This window comes from Agaribacillus sp. DX54 (assembly GCF_056858335.1).
This window is the reverse complement of record NZ_JBXEQE010000001.1, coordinates 85,059-103,623: the sequence shown is the minus strand read 5'-3', so window position 1 is coordinate 103,623 and position 18,565 is coordinate 85,059. Positions and strand designations below refer to the sequence as shown.

The window sequence follows — 18,565 nt, the reverse complement described above, 5'->3', positions numbered from 1 at the left end:
CATGATTAAAAAAAATTATCATACTCCCCCCCATCACCTCCTCCGTTTTTTCCGCTGGTATTGTCATCCGGATTACCTGGAGGATATTGAGGGTGACCTGTGGGAAAGGTATGAAAGAAACACCAGGGAGAAAGGCATCAGAGGCGCTAACTGGCGGTTTTTCCGCGATGTACTCCTGCTTTTCAGACCCGGGATTATCAGGCCCATGAAAGAAAAATCTCAATTAATTAACTACGGTATGTTCCGCAACAACTTAAAAACAGCATTCAGGATTTTTAAATTTGAAAAATCCTTTACCGCGATCAATGTTATTGGCCTCACTGCTGGTATCTGGTGCAGCATTTTAATTGCCTTGTGGGTGCAGCATGAGTATAGTTTTGACCGCTTTCATGCTAAAGAAGACCAGCTTTACCGCTTGTTGAAAAACGATTTTTTGGACAACAATGAGATCAAAACCCTCCCATGGACAGCCTACCCGATCGCAGATGTTGTGGTGGAAGAAATCCCCGGAGTAGTAGACAGGGTGAGATGCGCCGAGCCAGAGCCCCTGGTTCTGTCCATGCAAGACCGCTTTGTCAAACAAATTGTTATAGCTGCAGACCCCAATTTCTTCGAGGTGTTTTCTTTTCCCTTGATCGAAGGCGATCCCAAAAGCTGTCTCCGTGATTTAAGTTCAATCGTTATCTCTGAGCAACTGGCCAACAACCATTTCAATGCTGAATCGGCCATAGGAAAGACTATTTCTATCTATGAGGGACCTTATTCCATGGATTTTAAAGTTACTGGGATCTTTCGCAAAATACCGGAAAATTCTTCGATGCAATTCGATGTTGTCCTGCCCGTTGACAACTACCTGCCATTTATGTCCTACCCTGAACATTGGGGAAATTCCTGGTTATTCACCTATATCGTATTGGATCGAAAAGCCAATATAAAGGAGGTGAATGATCAGTTAAAGGAACTGCCTGAAAGAAAAGTGGGTGCCGAGTGGTTTACCTTGATGCTGCAACCCTACGCTGACCAGTATCTTTATGCTAAAATTGAAAACGGACAAGTCATTGGGGGTAGAATCAATTACGTAATCATGTTCGCGATGATTGCAATTTTTACGCTGTTGATTGCCTGTTTTAATTTTGTCAATCTCACCACTGCCAGATCAGCCAGGCGTTCAAAAGAAATCGGGATCAGGAAGGTAACTGGCGCTGGAAAAGGGGCTTTAATCTTCCAGTTTCTGGTGGAATCAGCCCTGCTGGTTGGGTTTTCCATCACGATGGCGGTCCTGCTTGCACAACTATCCATGCCAGTATTTAATGAGGTTACCGGAAAGAACATGACCATCGATTTTTTGAACATTAACTTTTACAAGCTGCTGTCGGCCATAGTTATTGTCACACTTTTATTATCCGGCATTTATCCGGCGATATTTCTGGCTTCTTTTCAAGCAATCCGTGCATTAAAAGGAAAACTCAAAAAAAATACCACCGAGGCAATGCTACGCAGAGGCCTGGTGACTTTTCAGTTTGGACTGGCTGTACTGCTAATTGCCGGCACATTGGCCGTATTTCTGCAATTGACTTATATCCAAAACAAGGATTTAGGCCTGGACAGGGAAAACATCATTTACGTACCAATGGATTTTAAATCCCAACCCCATTACCAATCCATCAAAACCGAAATATCCAGACATTCCGGTATACAAGCAGTGAGTGCCTCTGACGGTGATTTTATGACCGAGTTAGGAATTTCATCCGATCCAAAGTGGAAAGACAAAGATATCTCCGAAAAACATCTGAATCGATTTGCCATCATGGATATAGACTTTGGCCTGCTGGAATTGCTCGATATTAAAATGAGCCAGGGCAGATCGTTTTCGCCCGATTTTCCTGCGGATACTTCCAACTTTATCATGAACGAAGAAGCGGCAAAAACGATGGGTCTGGAGCACCCCATAGGTGAGGACCTGGAGTTCTCGCGTGTGAAAGGAAAAATAGTAGGCGTTGCCAAAAACTTTCATTTTGCTTCCCTGCATGAACCTATTATGCCCATCATTCTACGCTGCAAACCCTCTTCCAGCGCCCTGCTGTATGTCAAAACCCGGCCTGCCAAAACAAGGGAAGTCCTCAGCTATCTGGAAAAGATACATGATAAACACAGTGATGTGCCCTTCGCGTATCACTTTTTAGACAAAACACTGGAGCAGGGATATAAAAAAGAAATGGCCGCACAAAAGCTGGCCGGCTATTTTTCAATCCTGGCTATTATTATCTCTTGCCTGGGCCTCTTGGGACTGGCCTCCTATTCTGCTGAAAGGCGCACCAAAGAAATGGCCATCCGCAAAGTCATGGGAGCAAAGGTTGTCAACATCGTCAACCTTCTTCTCAATGAATATCTCCGATTGATTTCAATCGGATTGCTGATCGGAATTCCCATAGCCTATTATTGGACCAAAAGCTGGCTTAATTCCTTTGCTTACAAAGTGCAACTCGACTGGTGGGTTTATGCGCTTCCGGGTGTTTTGGTGTTTTTCGTAGCGTTCCTTACCGTGAGCAAACTTTCCTTGAAAACAGCCCGGACAAATCCTGTCGATTCTTTAAAAAATGACTAAAAAACCCCACCCAAACTTCTGCTCCGCTTCTTCCGATGGTACTGCCATTCAGGCTTCGCCATCAATTATCCACGGTAATCAATTTAGCAACCGAATACTCATCAAACACTACCTTTACCAAATAAACACCTGGCTTAACATTTTTTAATGGTATACTGGTCACAGCGTTTTTCATAGTAGCAGTTGAAACGGCTTTTACCAATAAATTAAAGACCTTATTCTGGGACCCGGAGGAAAAATCAGATGAATGCAGTTCGACTGTGATGTTATTTCGGGCTGGTACAGAAAAGATTTTAAGACTTTCAGAAAGCCTTTGGTTGGTAATACCTGTTACCCCGGATGCATATTGTATGCTAAAGGTATTGGAAACCACATTTGAATTACCTGCCAAATCCTGCACCTTGTCAGCCGCCAGCATTACTTCAACCAGTCCGGGTTCTCTAGGTGTTATAGCGACAACAAAATTTTCATTATCTAAAGTGGATATTTCGCCGGCGACGGCGTTGAGCAAAGTGAGGTCATCCACATCAAAACCAGGGGCTATGCGGTTAAAGCTTAACGTAATGTCGAATGTCGGATGGTTGGTTGTCAGAGACTCTTCACTCGTGATGGCTGCATGGAAGGTATCGCTCATGGTCACCATGCGAATACGATTATTTTCCTGGTCGGCAATGTACATGGTTGTACATGAGGATGTCAAAGATAAACTACTGGGCGCAAGACCCGCTTCAGTGGCCAACCCTCCATCTCCTGAAAGGTTTTGATTCCCATTCCCGGCGATGGTTTCAATAATGCCGGTTTGGGCATCTACCCTTCGAATCAAATCCTTGATGGGATCGACGATAAAAATATTTCCCGCATCATCGACCACCACACACGATGGGGTCCATAAGCTTGCTTCCAAAGCAGGAGCTCCATCGTCGTTAAGACATAAGTACCATTTCCTGCAACAGTCTCAATAATTCCGGTTTCGGCATCTATCCTGCGAATACGCCCATTCCATCTATCTGAAATATATATGTGTCCAGCCTTATCTACATAAATATCGTTTGGTCCATCTAAAGTAGCTTCTATGGCCGGGCCTCCATCACCAAAATCCTCCGACCCGGCCATGGAATAAATATATTGGGCCTGCGCGGTAGAAATCAAAGTTATTGTCAACAGGCACAAAACATAGAGAAGGTAAATGTGTTTCATATTTTCTATATATAATCCTGAAAATACACCGACTGATATTCAATGATTCACATGATTTTATCCATAGCCTAACTTAATCAATGGAAAATTACTGCCTTAGACCCCTTGGTGTATAAAATCCGCTTCCTAAAAAAATCCAACCTCCAAAATCTTAAAAATATCAAAGTAAAGCTCATTTCACTCAGGTTGAACTTTTAAATATATAAAATTTTTATGAAAAAATGGAATTATAAAATCATTTATCCCGACGCCAAAATATTAATATCCCTGCTCTCCAAAATGGGTTGATCATAACCTTTCAGCACTGCCTTCAACATGGCCTGACCGAGCCGGTCGCTACTGGTCACATAGCCGGGCAATCCTTTTAATACAGGATAAAGATATTTTAAAACCGCATAGAGGTTGTTATATAATCTGGTTCTCGAACGGACGCCTTTCATGGGCTGAATAAAGCCCGGCCGGAACATATAGGCTTTTTTAAAAGGCAGGGCCAAAAGCGCATTTTCGGTTTTGCCTTTTACCCGCGCCCACATTATTCTTCCCTTTTCCGAACTGTCAGTACCTGCCCCTGATACATAGCAAAAAATAATGTCGGGATTTAGCGCCAAAACGGTCTCTGCGAAATTCACTGTTAATCGATAAGTTATCCTGTGGTATTTATCTTCCGAAAGTCCGGCGGCCGAAATGCCAAGGCAAAAGTAGCAGGTATTAAATCCGGTCAATTGTTCTTTCAAAGTTGCGAGGTCAAAAAAATCCTGGTGGATGACCTCGGTTAGTTTTTCATGCCGAAGTCCCACTGGCTGCCGGTTGATCACCAGCACTGATTCGACGTCAGGGCTTTCCAGGCATTCCAGCAGCAGGCCTTTGCCAATCATGCCTGTTGATCCGGTAATTATTGCTTTTATACGCATTTTCCAGATGTTACGGTTGCTTTTTAGCGGATACAATGAGTGTCTTTACCTTCATTTTCTTTCCGGCAATGTCCTGTTCCGGTTCTTCTTTCTCCCAATAATTCATTACGCTGAATCGATTTTCCGACAACAAACCGGTGAGGTCATTTTTGGTGAACATATCAAACCCGTACTTTACAAACGGGTACTTTTCCATGCTTGCTTTGGGTCTCAGAGCAAGTACCAGCTTGCCTTCTTGGTTCAAAAGTCTGTCTGTTTTGTTCATCTTACCTTTATTCACGGCTTTCTTAAAACATTAAGAAACACAACGCACTTGTTATCACTCAATCCAGTTCCAAAAAAATCTCTGACAGCTTTTCCTTCCTTAGATTTAAAGTCTTACATTTATGGTGCAAACTCTACTAAAACTATCATGGTGCAATTAACATTTAATTGGTTTAAAAGCAAAATATTGGAGGGGCATACGGGTGAAAGTCCCGAGACCTATTCAAAGCACTGCTTTGGTGGAGTTTGCAGTGACCTCTCCTATTTTTATTCACTTAATCATTTCAATTATGCAAACTCCGCATGGTCAAAATCCCTGCCTGGATATTTTTCCGGCAAGCGCAACGAATGATACGCGAAAAGTATCGAAAATAAACAAGTCACTATGGCCCGCCCAGGCGGAATTTCTAGACTTCATCATGTTTCATGGGATCACAGAGCTATCAAAGTCTTTGAAATTAATCCATGATTTAGCACTTTATCATTCGGATATACCTATTGATGAAGTGGAGAAATCTGCTCTTTTTGATTTAAAAATCTTATTAGAAAATTTTGAAAAGATTTTAAAAGAGCTTTGAGGCTAGTGGAGGGTTGTCTATTGTGCCCTCCTTGCTTTCCCTATTTCCTTGGTTATTTCCTTTAAAGATAGGGCAGATTTAGATTTTTTCCGAAGTCATTTTAATACGTCTTGAAAACTTTTTTTATCACAATAGGTTCCAAGACTTCTAATTCTTCAAGAAGTTTTTATCCAAATTTAATACCCCCCCCAAACTTCTCAAATAATCATTCGCCGTATCAATCATCCGTTTTTGCTTATCTTCCGGCATCTTGTCAAAGGTTCTTACCAGCATACCGAGCCTTGGGTTTTTTGTGAAAAAATCTCGATGAACGTGCATGAACCTCCAGAATAAAGCATCCCAGATATTCTGCCATGCTCCCTTTTTGTAATTGCTCATCTTCATCAGGTAGTTACTTCCGCTGATATAGGGTTTGGTGGCCATTAAACCTCCGTCTGCAAACTGGCTCATACCATAGACATTGGGCACCATCACCCAGTCATAAGCATCGATAAATAACTCCATGAACCACCGGTAAACCTCATCGGGATTAAATTCGCACAACAACATAAAATTACCCAGCACCATCAGCCGCTCGATGTGATGGCAATAGCCTGTGGACAGCACTTTTTTAATGGTTATATCGACAGGATCAATCCCTGTGGTACCGTCATAAAAAGTGTCAGGTATTTTCCTTCTAAATCTCCAGAAGTTTTTTGTCCGTTCTTCGGCCCCTTTACACTCATATATACCACGTATAAACTCCCGCCAGCCAACGATCTGTCTTATAAACCCCTCGGCAGAATTCAAAGGAATTTCATGTTCCGTAATAAACCCCAGCGTGGCATCCAAGATTTGTTTAGGTGTAATCAACCCTGTATTGAGCATGGGGGTAAGCACGCTGTGATGCAGTATGCTTTGGTCAGCCACCAGGGCATCTTCGTAGGGGCCAAATTCTGCAAAACGGGTATGCAGGAAGGACTCAAACCACTGATCTGCGGCTGCATGATTGGTGGGGTAAAGCGGGTTGCCGGTTAACTCACCGGGGTTTTGGGAAAAGTAACGGTCTACATACTTTTTGGCTTCGCTGTAAAAAGGATCGACAGCCGGATATTCGACAGCAGGCGGGATTTTGTTTTTGGGATATTTTTTACGGTTTTCAGCATCGAAACTCCATTTTCCACCTAAAGGCGCTTCGTTTTCATCAATCAATAGGTTTCTTTTTTTGCGCTGCATAATGTAGAACTCGGTCTGAAAGAATTTCTTTTTCTCCGGTTTGAAAAAATGCTGCAACGCTTCCTGAGCGTTTAAGAACATGGGTGATTCATACCTGACGATTTCAATCTGCACTTTGCCGGCACTGGTTCGTATTCTTTTGCCAAGCCAGTCATCGGTGGGATCGATGTAATGGATGGTTTTAATGTTTTCTTTGCCTAATGCATTGATGAGACGACGCACATCGGCGCGTTGATCCATGGCCTCGATATAATGAACTTTTATGCTTTTTGACAGCAAATAGCGCTCGTAGCCTTTCATGGATGCCCGGTGAAAGGCTATCTTTTGTCGATGAAAAGCATATTGCCTGAAAAACAAAAACTCTTCTACCAGATAAACAGGATACCCATTTTCAATCATGGGGCTTTCGGCAAATAGCTGATGAGGAAAAATAAGATTAACGGCCAGCATAAATTTTTTATTTATTCCTACGGCACTTTTCGCTGCAATATTTCACATGGGGCCATGCGTTTTCCCATTTTTTTCTCCAGGAAAAAGGACGGTGGCAAACCGGACAGATTTTGGAAGGCAAATTTGACTTTTTCACTTAATCACTATTTTGGGGAAATTCTGGCAGATCACCGGGCCGGGCATAGGGAAATTGCGCTATTTTGTTTAAGGCGTAATAACTGTTCAGCCCTGAGATTCCTACATCATCCATTTTCATTAAGTCAATATGCCCGTCTGTATCCATGGTGTGATCAGGGAAAATGGCATGTTTAATTTTGCCGATGATCAATGATGTGCCATTTAAGGGAATGGGCATATGTTGAACGAGCTCCATGCCTAGTTTTAGCCTGCTTTCTTTGACAAAAGGCGCTTTAAAATCCTGGAAATATTCTTCATGGAGCTGACAGACTTCAAATTCCGACACATTTTTCTCAAATTTCGCGGAGGTATAATGCGCTTTTTGAATAAAGGAGCTGTGTACATGGTTAATGGTGTAAAAACCGTTTTCCATAATGTTTTCAAAAGTATGCCTGCGTACTTCCTGCTGAGGCCGCAACATAAAGCCAATCAGTGGAGGATTACTGCCCAGGTGTACTACCGAACTGAAAATAGCCAGGTTGGGCTCGTCTGCATTGGAAATGGTGCCAATAAGGTTGGCCGGCTTAATGCCTGTCACCGAATTAATGATGTTCAGGCGCTGAATGCGGTCGAGTTTTTGAATGTCTGCGTCTGTCAAATGCATAATCTTAACTTTTTCTCCTTGTATGTGTAGTTAGTATTCTCGCTTTCTCTTTTTTCACCAAATCATGTCCCCGGTGTCCCCGGATTTTTTGCCTGGCCCTTTTTCCACTTTCCACCAGGTTTACCAGCGGGGCAGGATAATCCTTGCCAATGCCGATCCCGTAAAATGCCTGTTCCATGGCAGTCATTTCAAACCTTAACTTTTTAACCCGGACTATATCCTTAAGCTGGAAATTCCACCATCCACATGAAATATTTGCCCTGTGATCCATCCGGATTTTTCAGACAAGAGAAATGCAGCCATTTCAGCGATGTCAGCAGGGTTGCCAATTTTTTTCAGGGGATGACGCGCTGCATTGGCTTTCTTCTTCTCTTCATTGCCCAGCAGTTTTGATGCCAATGGCGTATCAGTTAGAGAAGGAGCAATACAGTTGAACCTGATGGTGGGCGCCATTTCAGCAGCCAAAGCCCTTGTGAGGCCTTCCAAGGCTCCTTTTGAAGCCGATACCTGTGTGTGGAAGTTAAAACCGGACTGCACTGCTACTGTAGAGAAAAATACCACCGAAGCAGCTTCGCTGGCCTTTAACCGGGGTAAAACCGCCTGAACGACTCTAATAGCACCCCTCACTTGCAGGTTAAAATCTTCTGTGAATTCTTCGGGTTTAATTCTGGCAAATGGTTTCAGATTTATGCTGCCCGGACAATAAACCAGGCCATCGAGCTCGTCTGGCAAGTAGTCGGGATCGAATTTTTCATCCTCCACATTCAGGTAGTGGTACTGTAAGTACCGGTTATCACTTTGAGTGGGGTGATGGCAGTAGGTAGCATAAATTTTATGGCCGGAATCAGCAAGTATTTCCACCAGTTCCCTGCCTATTCCGGATGAGGCGCCAATCACAAAATAATTCTTCATGATGATTTAACATAGCCGGGATAAAATTGTTTAGCTTTTGTGGTTTTTACAGGAAAGGATTTAAACGATATCCCTCTGGTCTTTTGCCGCCACACCAGCCCCCTGCCGCTCAGTACAAACATCCGGGCATGCCCTGCTTGTTTTTTACTTGTTCACCAAAAAAATATACTTTCCAGACCCTACCCGTATATGTATATAATCATCCTCTACACCCACCCTCTCAATGTCTTTTATTGACTTAAGAGGCTTTTTACCCTCTTTCACCCTTTCCGGTGAATCGGCAGGCAAATAGATGTCGGCGATAGTATTGACGGGGATGGAAATTTCCTGAATATACTTTCCTTCATCTATTTTCCAATCTGAGCTAATTGTTCCATAATAGGTTTTGAGTTTTCCTCCTGCGCTGGTGAGTCCTCCTCCCGGAATGGATTTTATGACAATCCTTTTATATCCCGGGCCATCCGATGCGGTGTTTATTCCTGCAATATTCCGGTACATCCAATCGCCGATAGCCCCATAAGCATAATGGTTAAATGAGTTCATAGATGGTGTTTCAAAAGTGCTGTCCGGTTTGATGCCATTCCATCTTTCCCACACCGTAGTCGCCCCCATTTTTACCGGATACAGCCAGGAAGGATAGGTCTCCTGCATGAGCAAATCATAGGCAACATCATTTTTCCCAAACCTGCTTAACACATGGCAAAGGTAAGGTGTTCCTAAAAAACCCGTGGTCAAATGATTCTTATAGCGCTTAATATTTTCAACCAGTCTTTCAACTGCCTGACTGCGCAGGTTTTCCGGTAAAAGGTCAAAGTGCAAAGCTAAAACATAGGCTGTTTGTGTGCCTGAGACCAATCTGCCTGAACCGGTTACAAATTCCCGGTTAAAGGCATCTTTGATTTTTCCGAGTAATGTCGTATAAGATTTAACTTCGTCTTCCTTCCCTAAAACCGTGGCAGCATTAATTAATAGCTGTGTTGAATAAGCGTAAAAACACTGGGTAATAAAATATTTATCGGTGATAGCGGCTCTTCCGTCATTATCGTCGTCAGGGCGGTAAAAAAGCCAGTCACCAAAATGAAAACCTGATTTCCAGAGGTTGTCCTGACTCTGGCTTTTGATATATTCCAACCAGGCTTTCATGCTGGGGTATTGTTCTGCAAGAATTCTTTTGTCACCATACAGCAGATAAAGCTCCCAGGGAATGATGGTCGCGGCATCTGCCCATCCGGCACTACCTCCTGCCGTCGGTCCCAGAACGTTGGGAACGACAAAGGGTACGGACCCGTTTTGAAATTGATCAGCGGCCACATCTTTCATCCATTTGGCAAAAAAGTTGTTCACATTCTTGTTAAAGGCGGCGGTCCTGAAAAATGCCTGTGCATCACCGGTCCAACCCAACCTTTCATCACGCTGGGGACAATCAGTAGGTACATCCAGAAAGTTGCCTTTCTGTCCCCACAGGATATTATGCTGTAACTGATTCAGCAGGGTATTGGAAGTGACAAACTCACCGGTAAGTTTCATATCGGAATGCAGCACGATCGCCTTTAAATGTTCCGGTTTTAATTCACCGGGAAAACCATTTACCTTCACATATCTGAACCCCTGAAAAGTGAAATGGGGTTCTAACACCTGATCAGGTTTTCCATTTAAAATAAAGGTATTTTTTTGTTTGGCCTGACGAAGGTTTTCAGTGTAAAAGTTGCCTTCCTTGTCCAGTACCTCGGCATGATACAGTTCAATCTTATCGCCTGATTGGCCACTTACCTTTAGCTGAACCCATCCCACGAGGTTTTGCCCGAAATCCACCACAAGGTCTCCTTCTGGTGTGGTGAAAATTTTCTGAGGTTGTAATACTTCCTGTTTTTTGATGGATTCGTTGTAGGTAGACAGGAGTACTGTTTTCGAAAAATTCTGCTCTTTGGCTGGCTTCCATCCGCTGTCGTTAAAACCCGGAGATGACCAGCCTGTCATTTCCTTGCGCGAGTCATAGGTCTCCCCGTGATAGATTTCAGACGAAAGGATTGGTCCTGTGGATGTTTTCCATGTGTTATCGGATATAATGGTTTTTTCGGTTCCATCGGTGTATTGAATGTTAATCTGAAACAAAAGGGCAATATCATCACCATAATGGTTTTTTTTATCCCCCCAAACCAAAAACCCCCTGTACCATCCGCTACCCAGGGTTACACCCACCGCATTTGTTCCGTTGTCGAGCATATCGGTTACATCATAAACCTGATATTGTAATCGCTTATTATAACTGGTCCAGCCAGGGGTGAGGTATTCATCTCCTATCCGTTTTCCATTTAGTTCAGCTTCATATAAACCGTGGGCAGTCACATAAACGGTGGCATGCTCGATCTGCCCGGGGTCCAGGGTAAATTCCTTTCTGAACATCGGGCTAGGCCTGTTAATGGTATCTTCCTCAAAGCCCGGAGAAATCCATTTGGCGCTGAATTCACTGGCCGGCGCCAAAAGTCCCATTTGCCAGAAACCTGTAGAACTCCACTTTGAAGGCTTTCCTCGATGATCCCAAACCTTCACCTGCCAGTAATAGCGTGTCCCGGACCGCAACTCATCACCTTTGAATGGCACATGAACAGACTGATCTGATTTTATAACCCCTGAGTCCCAAAACAAATCACTTCCCTTTTTAAGCCGGGCCTCTGAAAGGCCCACCCTGATCTGATAGGCGGACTGACTAACATTTCTTTTATCGGATGACATAATCCACGTAAACCGTGGTTCACCGATATCCAGTCCTACAGGGTTTTCCCTATTTTCTGTCAACAACTTTTTAATGGTAATCTGACATTTTGCGTCAATAAAGGCCCAAAGTGTAAACAGCAAAGTGATTTGGATAATTCTGACCATCATGCTTTCAATTATAAACTAAAAAAATTAACGAATCGGTAACCACGATAAAAAAAGCAAAATTTTCAAAATACTATATCCTGTACTATCCTGTATCTGTATTTTAAGGCTAAAGCAAACAAATAAGCGGAATTGGCCATGATAGTTGACAATTGAAAATTGACAATTATTTTATGGTACCATCCTTGGATCCGGGATTATGGAATCATCGCCTCCTCTCACCTTTAAGGTTATCGGATAGGGCAAGGGGCCCGGTTGTGCTTCTCCGGCGTCGAAAGGCATGATCAGAATGGTTGCCGGTGCCATTAGCCATACGCAGCTTTTGATTGGTTTGACGTTATACTTTGTACTGAGCCCGGTAACCCGGCATTTTATGACCCATGGCTCCGGAGGTAATCATCAGATTTGGTTTTTTGGAATTTATCATCTTGTAATGATGTCCATCGCCATACTTGTTATGACCATTGGAAGCTCAATTTCCAAAAGGGCAAAAAGCGATCCGGGAAAGTTCAAAAATATATAAATATATTTTACGTTAGCATTAATTTTGATGCTACTGGCAATTCCCTGGTTCAGGCCGGTTTTAAGAAACTTTTAAATTGTTAAAATCTGATGTTAAGCTTGTTAAAAACACAATTGGGCAGACTACGTTTAATGGCTTATGTGGAAGGTACATCTTTCCTGTTGCTGCTTTTTGTTACTATGCCTTTAAAATATACCTTTGATTACCCACAGCCAAATAAGATCATAGGCTTAATCCATGGTCTCTTCTTCATCATGTATGTTTATGCTGTTATCCAAATCAAAATAGATGAAGGCTGGAATCTAAAAAAAACGACGCTGGCACTGCTGGCTTCAATCATTCCGTTCGGCACCTTCTGGGCCGATAAAAAACTCTTTTTACCTAATGAAAAAGGATGATATGTAAACGGGATTTTTGTTACAACCAGGATTATGAATGGTACGAAACCCAGGTGCTTGTCGACCGGGAATGGGTAAACCTGTTTGCTCCCCGTTATCTTGGCTTGGACCTGCCATTATTGCCTCAAAGGTTTTCACGCATAGTGTCCTGGGTGGCGAAAAACCGAACTTTAGTCGATTCGCTTTGCGTCCGAAAACTTTCTGCCCATCTGATCATGCATAGAGAAAACCTATGCTGGGAAAAGAGGGAATTGACCTGGCTTTCTTTAAGCCTGGAAAAGGAAAATGCATTTGAACTATTGTTAGCGTGCAGGACCTATCAGAAATACGTTCTCTTACTTTTTGACAAGCAATATGAATTGTTGGATTGTAAGATAGATTTTTAAGATTAAAGCTAAAAGGTGCCATGCCAAGTCAAGTCATAGTATGACTGGCAGTCATACTATGACTTTGGGGAAAAGGGTAATATCACTTACAAATACCTATTTTCATTACGGGTGACACTCAATACCCGGGATTTTGCTCCAGCAACCCGCCACTTAAATCAATTTGATTTCTGGGGATTGGGAAATATTCATGTTTCCCGGACTGAAATTGTGCCTCTGATAAATAGGTTCGTTTGGATTTCTCAACCGCTATGTAGGCATTCATAACCTCTTCGGCAACATCCCACCTGACCAGATCAAAAAATCTATGGCCTTCGTGAGCAAATTCCAATCTTCTTTCAAAACGGAGGGCAGTTCTGGCAAGGTCCACGTCCGTCCACATCGTTGTGTATTCATCCATAAAATAATTGGCAGCCGGGCCCGATCCATCCAGCTTCATCACCATTTCACCATCACGGGCCCTGCGTCGAACCTGATTGATGATGGCTCTGGCTTCTTCTAAGCCCTCTGTTTCAATCAAGGCTTCAGCTTTCCATAGCAATACATCTGCAAACCTGATGACCATGTAATTCATCGCATGGCTGAAAGGCCATATGGTTAAGGTAAATTCGGGCTTGGTAAAAGGCACCACGCGCTTTTTAGGGCTGTAGGGGCCATATACGTCCGGATCCCGGGCCCATGAGGCATCATAAACCTCCGGTAACTCCAGATAGGGTATGCCGGGCCTGCCGACCGTGTGGTCCAACCTGGGATCCACCGGGTCAGTGTCGGTAAGATCCGCGTTATTAAAGGTATCGAACAACGGCAACCCGTTAGCATCGGTTTTGTAAGCATTGATCAGGTTTTGCGTCGGGCGCAGAAAACCTCTGATGGCGAAAAACGGGCCTCCCGGATTAATCAACCGGTCGCCGATAGACCCGTTGTATCCATTGTTCCTGGCGCCGTCATTAATTGAGTATTGAACGGCAAAAACCGACTCTTCACTGTTGTTAAACTCCGGCTCAAAAACATTCAGGAAATTAGTCAACAACCCGTAGCCGGCCGGACTGTTAATTACGAGATCGGCAGCATCTATGGCTGCCTCCCATTTTTCCTGAAAAATATAGGTTTTCGCCAGGTAAGCATTGGCCGAACCTTTGGTAGCCCTGCCTACTTGTTCCTGGACATCGGGCAGTGTATTTCTGGCAAAAATAAAATCTTCCTCAATCTTGGCCCAAAGCTCATCTGAGGTCAGTTCTCTGTTTGACACTGACCTTATTTCTTCTGAGGTAATAAGGCTTTCATCGATGAAAGGTATGAGGTTATATATTTTTTTAAGGTCAAAGTAAAAATGTCCCCTTAATAATCTCATTTCAGCCACTCTTAAATCTTTCTGGCTTTGCTCCCAACCTTCGAAATCCCTTATCGCACGTATAGCGGCGTTTGTTCTGGATACGCCTTCATAACTGGCCAACCACTTTCTTTCCAGGTCAATAATGCCGGCATTAGTTGAAAATATTTCCATTAAATGGATGTTGTTCTGGTCACCGACGCCGCCACCGCCTTTGTAGGCATCGTCCGCTACCACATCACCAAAACTCCAGTTTGTAGCAGGAGAATTAAAAGCATTCGAAGCATTGTCAATCTGTCCGTTCAGCGTGCTGTAGGCGGCAATAACCAGGGCTTCGACACCTTCTTCACTATTCACCAGTTGTTCTTCTGACAAGGACCCCTGTGGTAATTCTTCCAAAAACTCATCACAGGCACCAAAGGTTATGATCACTATGAAAGCTATTAGCTTATATATGGTTTTCATATCTGATTTTTTTTTCTTTGTTGGTATTTTACATTATCATTTTTCGTTCAAAACCGAACATTGACACCCACCAGGAATGTTCTTGAATTTGGATAGATCCCCCGGTCAACGCCAAGGTCCAGATTTCTGTTCGGGCTTGAAAAGCTTTCCAGGCTGACCTCGGGATCAATTCCTTCATAGCTGGTAATGGTCAACAGGTTTTGTGCCTGCACATAGACCCTCAAACTTTCCATAAATGAAGTTTTCAGGGGAACATTATAACCGATCTGGAGGTTTTTAAGTCGCAAATAAGAGCCATCTTCCACAAAGTAGGTGGAAGGGCGGAGCTCATCGTTGGAGTTCACCGTAGAAACCTGTGGGATACTGGAATCCGTATTCTCAGGTGACCATGCATTTAAAATCCTCGAATGTTTGTTGAAAGGGTCAAAAAAGAAATCTGTGTGATACCTGGCAAAGTTGTACAGGTCTGCACCCTGAATGCCCTGAAAAAACAGGGAGATGTCGAACTGCTTATATTTGGCAAGAAGGTTCAGCCCATAGATAAAATCCGGATGGGGATTGCCTATCACCTGCCTGTCTTCATCATTAATCACGCCGTCGTTGTTGATATCCTGGTATTTAAGCCTTCCCGGCGCAGCGCCAACCTGGTCAGGATGGGCATCGACTTCCTGTTGGTTTTGAAAAACTCCTTCAACCACGTGACCATACAATTGTGCAATCGGCAGACCGGCAGTAGTTCTCGAAATAGTTAAACCACGGGTGGAATTGTTTGATACGCTACCGGTCAAAAATTCTACCTCATCCGAAAGAGAGATTACCTCATTATCTGTAATGGTAATGTTACCGGCTACCTCGAAGGAAAAATCCCCGTATTCCCTGCTGTAATAGTTCAGGGCAATTTCCACTCCCTTATTTTCCATTTCACCTGCATTGATAAAAGGAGCTTCAGCCTGTCCTTCCACACCTAAAGTTGGTTTTTGCACCAGAATATCGGCTGTATTTTTGATGAAGTAGTCAAAGGTAAGCCGTAAGCTGTTATCAAACAGGCCGGCATCAAAACCGATGTTGGTTTGGGTAGTTGTTTCCCATTTTACATCCGGATTACCGATCTGATCGAGTGAAAAGCCGGGAACCACACTGTTGTTAGTGCCATCGATATCATAATTGGTATTGTTAGTTCTTGTCGCGAAGGTGGTAAAAGAAGCGAAATCACCAATTTCCTGATTACCTGACTGGCCCCAGGAAAACCGTAATTTCAAATCGTTCAGCACGGGATTTTTCGTAAAAAACGATTCCTCACTGATGCGGTAACCCACGGAAAAAGCCGGAAAGGTGCCGTACCGGTTATTACTGCTGAACCTGGAAGAACCATCTCTCCGAACCGAAGCTGAAAATAAGTATTTATCCTGGAAAGCGTAATCCACCCTGGCAAAAACCGAAAAAAGTGACCATCGCGTGCCGAAACCATTGTTGGTTTGTTGACCCTGCCCACTGTTCAAATACCGGAAATCCGGGTCGTCGATCAAAAAATCATCCCTGAATGCCTGAAACTCCTCAAAAGTATTGCGAATGGCCTCCGTACCAACCAGGGCGGTCAGGTTATGATTACCTAAATCCCGCTGATATTTAAGCACGTTGTTCCAAACCCAGTTGATATCTGTGGTATTGGTTTGCCTGAGGCTGCTTAATGGGTTGATCAAAATTCCGGTTTCAAATGCGGGATTGAAGTTTTTTAAATTGAAGGTATTGTAATCAATACCAAAATTTGTTCTAAGGGACAGATTCTGTAAAAGGTTTACTTCGGCATAAATGTTTCCAAAAATCTTGGTAGTCCTCCGGTCATTGTCGCGGTTGTTAAAAGCATCCATAACCGGATTTCCGGAATCACCCAAACCGTTCACAGGCCCTGCAAAGTCTCCATTGATATCTCTGACGGGTACAATGGCCGGTTGCAGATAGGCTTCCATCACTGTACCGCCAATAGCCCGGTTATTGCCTACACTCACCTGTTCGGAAATAGATACTGAGAGATTTTCGCCCACAGTTATTCTTTCATTTATCTTGAACTCATTGTTAATCCGAATGTTAAATCTTTCGAACCCGGTATATCGTATGACACCTTCCTGATTCAGGTAAGATGCTGATATAAAGCTTTGACGGTCATTACCTCCGTTTTGAATGCCCAGGTTGTAAAACTGTATGGTTCCGGGTTCAAATAACTCATCGAACCAATCCGTGTTACCAGAAGGGATGATTTGGTCTGAGTCAATAAATTCAGGAATAACAGGGTTGGGCCCACTGCCATATACCAGATTAGTGGGGGTGATACCCGCATTTCTTTGTGCTTCCCACAGAACATCCCCATACTGCTGTGCATCCAACAATTCCGGAAGATCAGATGCCACCTGAGTGCCGACATAAGCATCGAATGTTATGCTGTTTACGCCGCTCCGGCCTTTCCTCGTAGTTACAACGATGACTCCGTTGGCTGCCCTGGCCCCGTAAATAGCGGTGGCAGCGGCATCTTTCAGCACCTGAATCGACTCCACATCATTGAGGTTAATCTGATTGATTCCGGACTTGGAGGGAACCCCATCAATGATGTACAGCGGATCATTATTGCCTATCGTTCCATAACCCCGGACCCTGATAGAGACGCCACCGCCCGGCGCGCCATCATTGGTAACCTGCACGCCGGGTACGCGGCCCTGAATGGCCTGTTCAACCCCGTTGACAGGAAGGCCTCTGACCTGATCAACATCCACCACCGCTACCGAACCGGTTAAATCGGCTACTTTCTGACTAGAGTAGCCAACCACCACAATCTCACTCAAGGCAGTTAAATCAGTAGACAGTTGAATGTCAATAACCCTTTGATCGCCTATTTCCACTTCCTGACTTTCGTATCCAACAAAAGAAAAAATCAAGGTCTGAAAGCCCTCAGGGAATGAAATACTGTAAACGCCTTCGGAATCGGTAATTGTACCGACATTGGTGCCTTTGACCTGGATAGTTGCTCCCGGCAGGGGCTCACCAGTCGAGCTGTCCGTAACTTTACCAGTTACTGTGATCTCCTCCACCACTTTCACTTTTTGACCTGGCTTCTTCTGTCTTCGATCTTTTGAGACCAATATTTTTTGATTGATCCTCCGGAATCTTAACCTGGCTTTCAGGGCTATTTTTTCAAGTAGCTCATACATGTTGTCAGCATGCCCTTCAAGTGTAAACTTTTGATTGGATTTGGTAATTTGTGAATTGTAACTGAATGTGAATCCGGTTTTGGATTCAATCATTTCAAAAGCCTCTTTCAGCGTAACGTTGTCAAGTTCTATTTGAACCGGAATCTCTTTGAGCTTTTGACTATGGGAAACATCTGCCATCAGGAACTGAATAGCCAGCACCTGGATGATAAAGGCATACAATGCTTGCTTTGATGCGAACATCAATAGTTTTAGTAATAATAATTTCATAATTTTGAAATGATTTTTAATTAAAATCTGATCCCGGATCGCCTTCCGGGTTAAGTATTTGCTTGGTCCGGTGCCTGCTCCAACAGGGTCCGGACCTTTTATTTCCTACCTTGTAAGAAATAAAGTAACCGGCAGGCTACGGTGATGATAAGATCTTTGTTTTAATCATGTTTCTGGTTTTAGCATATTTGATTTAGCAC

Annotated in this window: 17 protein-coding genes; 5 read left to right on the top strand and 12 right to left on the bottom strand. The window is 43.5% G+C overall.

Annotated elements, in window-relative coordinates; genetic code table 11:
• Position 1: 1 nt before the first annotated feature.
• Positions 2–2,605 (top strand): ABC transporter permease, encoded by a 2,604-nt coding sequence (locus tag AC04NP_RS00405; RefSeq protein ID WP_482857319.1) that lies wholly within the window; start codon positions 2–4, stop codon positions 2,603–2,605.
• Between the two features lie 61 nt (positions 2,606–2,666).
• Here the strand turns inward: AC04NP_RS00405 and AC04NP_RS00400 are convergent, their stop codons facing one another.
• The 4 genes from AC04NP_RS00400 to AC04NP_RS00385 form a co-directional block, all read right to left on the bottom strand.
• Positions 2,667–3,509 carry an Ig-like domain-containing protein gene (locus tag AC04NP_RS00400; RefSeq protein WP_482857318.1) on the bottom strand — a complete coding sequence of 281 codons (843 nt, stop codon included), beginning with the start codon at positions 3,507–3,509 and terminating at the stop codon, positions 2,667–2,669.
• A complete protein-coding gene (locus AC04NP_RS00395) occupies positions 3,425–3,802 on the bottom strand; it encodes an NHL domain-containing protein (RefSeq protein ID WP_482857317.1) in 378 nt (125 codons plus the stop codon). The genes AC04NP_RS00400 and AC04NP_RS00395 overlap by 85 nt, the downstream gene beginning before the upstream one ends.
• Before the next feature lie 239 nt (positions 3,803–4,041).
• Positions 4,042–4,713, bottom strand: a complete 672-nt coding sequence (locus AC04NP_RS00390) for an NAD-dependent epimerase/dehydratase family protein (RefSeq protein ID WP_482857316.1) — start codon at positions 4,711–4,713, stop codon at positions 4,042–4,044.
• 10 nt (positions 4,714–4,723) lie between these two features.
• Positions 4,724–4,978, bottom strand: coding sequence for a hypothetical protein (locus tag AC04NP_RS00385; RefSeq protein WP_482857315.1), 255 nt, complete (start codon positions 4,976–4,978; stop codon positions 4,724–4,726).
• A gap of 289 nt (positions 4,979–5,267) precedes the next feature.
• Here AC04NP_RS00385 and AC04NP_RS00380 point away from each other — a divergent pair, with 289 nt between their 5' ends.
• Complete coding sequence (locus AC04NP_RS00380; RefSeq protein WP_482857314.1) at positions 5,268–5,555, top strand: hypothetical protein; 288 nt, start codon at positions 5,268–5,270, stop codon at positions 5,553–5,555.
• Positions 5,556–5,702: 147 nt separating this feature from the next.
• Here the strand turns inward: AC04NP_RS00380 and AC04NP_RS00375 are convergent, their stop codons facing one another.
• The 6 genes from AC04NP_RS00375 to AC04NP_RS00350 all read right to left on the bottom strand — a co-directional run bounded on the left by AC04NP_RS00375 (position 5,703) and on the right by AC04NP_RS00350 (position 11,796).
• Positions 5,703–7,220, bottom strand: coding sequence for a cryptochrome/photolyase family protein (locus tag AC04NP_RS00375; protein ID WP_482857313.1), 1,518 nt, complete (start codon positions 7,218–7,220; stop codon positions 5,703–5,705).
• Between the two features lie 7 nt (positions 7,221–7,227).
• Positions 7,228–7,356 carry a DUF2256 domain-containing protein gene (locus tag AC04NP_RS00370; protein ID WP_482857312.1) on the bottom strand — a complete coding sequence of 43 codons (129 nt, stop codon included), beginning with the start codon at positions 7,354–7,356 and terminating at the stop codon, positions 7,228–7,230.
• The gene (locus tag AC04NP_RS00365) at positions 7,357–8,001 is read right to left on the bottom strand and encodes a flavin reductase family protein (protein ID WP_482857311.1); all 645 of its coding nucleotides are present in this window, start codon (positions 7,999–8,001) and stop codon (positions 7,357–7,359) included. It abuts the gene before it with no gap.
• Positions 8,002–8,005: 4 nt separating this feature from the next.
• Positions 8,006–8,179, bottom strand: a complete 174-nt coding sequence (locus AC04NP_RS00360) for a hypothetical protein (RefSeq protein WP_482857310.1) — start codon at positions 8,177–8,179, stop codon at positions 8,006–8,008.
• Between the two features lie 35 nt (positions 8,180–8,214).
• On the bottom strand, positions 8,215–8,913 hold the full coding sequence (locus tag AC04NP_RS00355) for an SDR family NAD(P)-dependent oxidoreductase (RefSeq protein ID WP_482857309.1): 699 nt from the start codon (positions 8,911–8,913) through the stop codon (positions 8,215–8,217).
• A 144-nt stretch (positions 8,914–9,057) separates the two neighbouring features.
• A complete protein-coding gene (locus AC04NP_RS00350; protein ID WP_482857308.1) occupies positions 9,058–11,796 on the bottom strand; it encodes a family 78 glycoside hydrolase catalytic domain in 2,739 nt (912 codons plus the stop codon).
• A gap of 277 nt (positions 11,797–12,073) precedes the next feature.
• On the opposite strand from AC04NP_RS00350, the gene AC04NP_RS00345 reads away from it, so the two are divergent.
• The 3 genes from AC04NP_RS00345 (at position 12,074) to AC04NP_RS00335 (ending at position 13,100) form a co-directional block, all read left to right on the top strand.
• Positions 12,074–12,316 (top strand): hypothetical protein, encoded by a 243-nt coding sequence (locus AC04NP_RS00345; protein ID WP_482857307.1) that lies wholly within the window; start codon positions 12,074–12,076, stop codon positions 12,314–12,316.
• 89 nt (positions 12,317–12,405) lie between these two features.
• A complete protein-coding gene (locus AC04NP_RS00340) occupies positions 12,406–12,714 on the top strand; it encodes a DUF3817 domain-containing protein (protein ID WP_482857306.1) in 309 nt (102 codons plus the stop codon).
• Positions 12,711–13,100 (top strand): hypothetical protein, encoded by a 390-nt coding sequence (locus AC04NP_RS00335; RefSeq protein ID WP_482857305.1) that lies wholly within the window; start codon positions 12,711–12,713, stop codon positions 13,098–13,100. The genes AC04NP_RS00340 and AC04NP_RS00335 overlap by 4 nt, the downstream gene beginning before the upstream one ends.
• 118 nt (positions 13,101–13,218) lie before the next feature.
• Here the strand turns inward: AC04NP_RS00335 and AC04NP_RS00330 are convergent, their stop codons facing one another.
• Positions 13,219–14,895 (bottom strand): RagB/SusD family nutrient uptake outer membrane protein, encoded by a 1,677-nt coding sequence (locus AC04NP_RS00330; protein WP_482857304.1) that lies wholly within the window; start codon positions 14,893–14,895, stop codon positions 13,219–13,221.
• A gap of 47 nt (positions 14,896–14,942) precedes the next feature.
• Entirely contained in the window at positions 14,943–18,365 is a 3,423-nt protein-coding gene (locus AC04NP_RS00325; protein ID WP_482857303.1) for a SusC/RagA family TonB-linked outer membrane protein, read from the bottom strand.
• Between the last annotated feature and the right edge of the window lie 200 nt (positions 18,366–18,565).

Coding starts and splice junctions, on each gene's coding strand:
- AC04NP_RS00345 (WP_482857307.1), top strand. CDS start 12,074: ATGATCAGAATGGTTGCCGGTGCCATTAGCCATACGCAGCTTTTGATT.
- AC04NP_RS00330 (WP_482857304.1), bottom strand. CDS start 14,895: ATGAAAACCATATATAAGCTAATAGCTTTCATAGTGATCATAACCTTT.
- AC04NP_RS00365 (WP_482857311.1), bottom strand. CDS start 8,001: ATGCATTTGACAGACGCAGACATTCAAAAACTCGACCGCATTCAGCGC.
- AC04NP_RS00350 (WP_482857308.1), bottom strand. CDS start 11,796: ATGATGGTCAGAATTATCCAAATCACTTTGCTGTTTACACTTTGGGCC.
- AC04NP_RS00405 (WP_482857319.1), top strand. CDS start 2: ATGATTAAAAAAAATTATCATACTCCCCCCCATCACCTCCTCCGTTTT.
- AC04NP_RS00335 (WP_482857305.1), top strand. CDS start 12,711: ATGATATGTAAACGGGATTTTTGTTACAACCAGGATTATGAATGGTAC.
- AC04NP_RS00325 (WP_482857303.1), bottom strand. CDS start 18,365: ATGAAATTATTATTACTAAAACTATTGATGTTCGCATCAAAGCAAGCA.
- AC04NP_RS00385 (WP_482857315.1), bottom strand. CDS start 4,978: ATGAACAAAACAGACAGACTTTTGAACCAAGAAGGCAAGCTGGTACTT.
- AC04NP_RS00395 (WP_482857317.1), bottom strand. CDS start 3,802: ATGAAACACATTTACCTTCTCTATGTTTTGTGCCTGTTGACAATAACT.
- AC04NP_RS00380 (WP_482857314.1), top strand. CDS start 5,268: ATGCAAACTCCGCATGGTCAAAATCCCTGCCTGGATATTTTTCCGGCA.
- AC04NP_RS00360 (WP_482857310.1), bottom strand. CDS start 8,179: ATGGAACAGGCATTTTACGGGATCGGCATTGGCAAGGATTATCCTGCC.
- AC04NP_RS00355 (WP_482857309.1), bottom strand. CDS start 8,913: ATGAAGAATTATTTTGTGATTGGCGCCTCATCCGGAATAGGCAGGGAA.
- AC04NP_RS00390 (WP_482857316.1), bottom strand. CDS start 4,713: ATGCGTATAAAAGCAATAATTACCGGATCAACAGGCATGATTGGCAAA.
- AC04NP_RS00375 (WP_482857313.1), bottom strand. CDS start 7,220: ATGCTGGCCGTTAATCTTATTTTTCCTCATCAGCTATTTGCCGAAAGC.
- AC04NP_RS00340 (WP_482857306.1), top strand. CDS start 12,406: ATGTTAAGCTTGTTAAAAACACAATTGGGCAGACTACGTTTAATGGCT.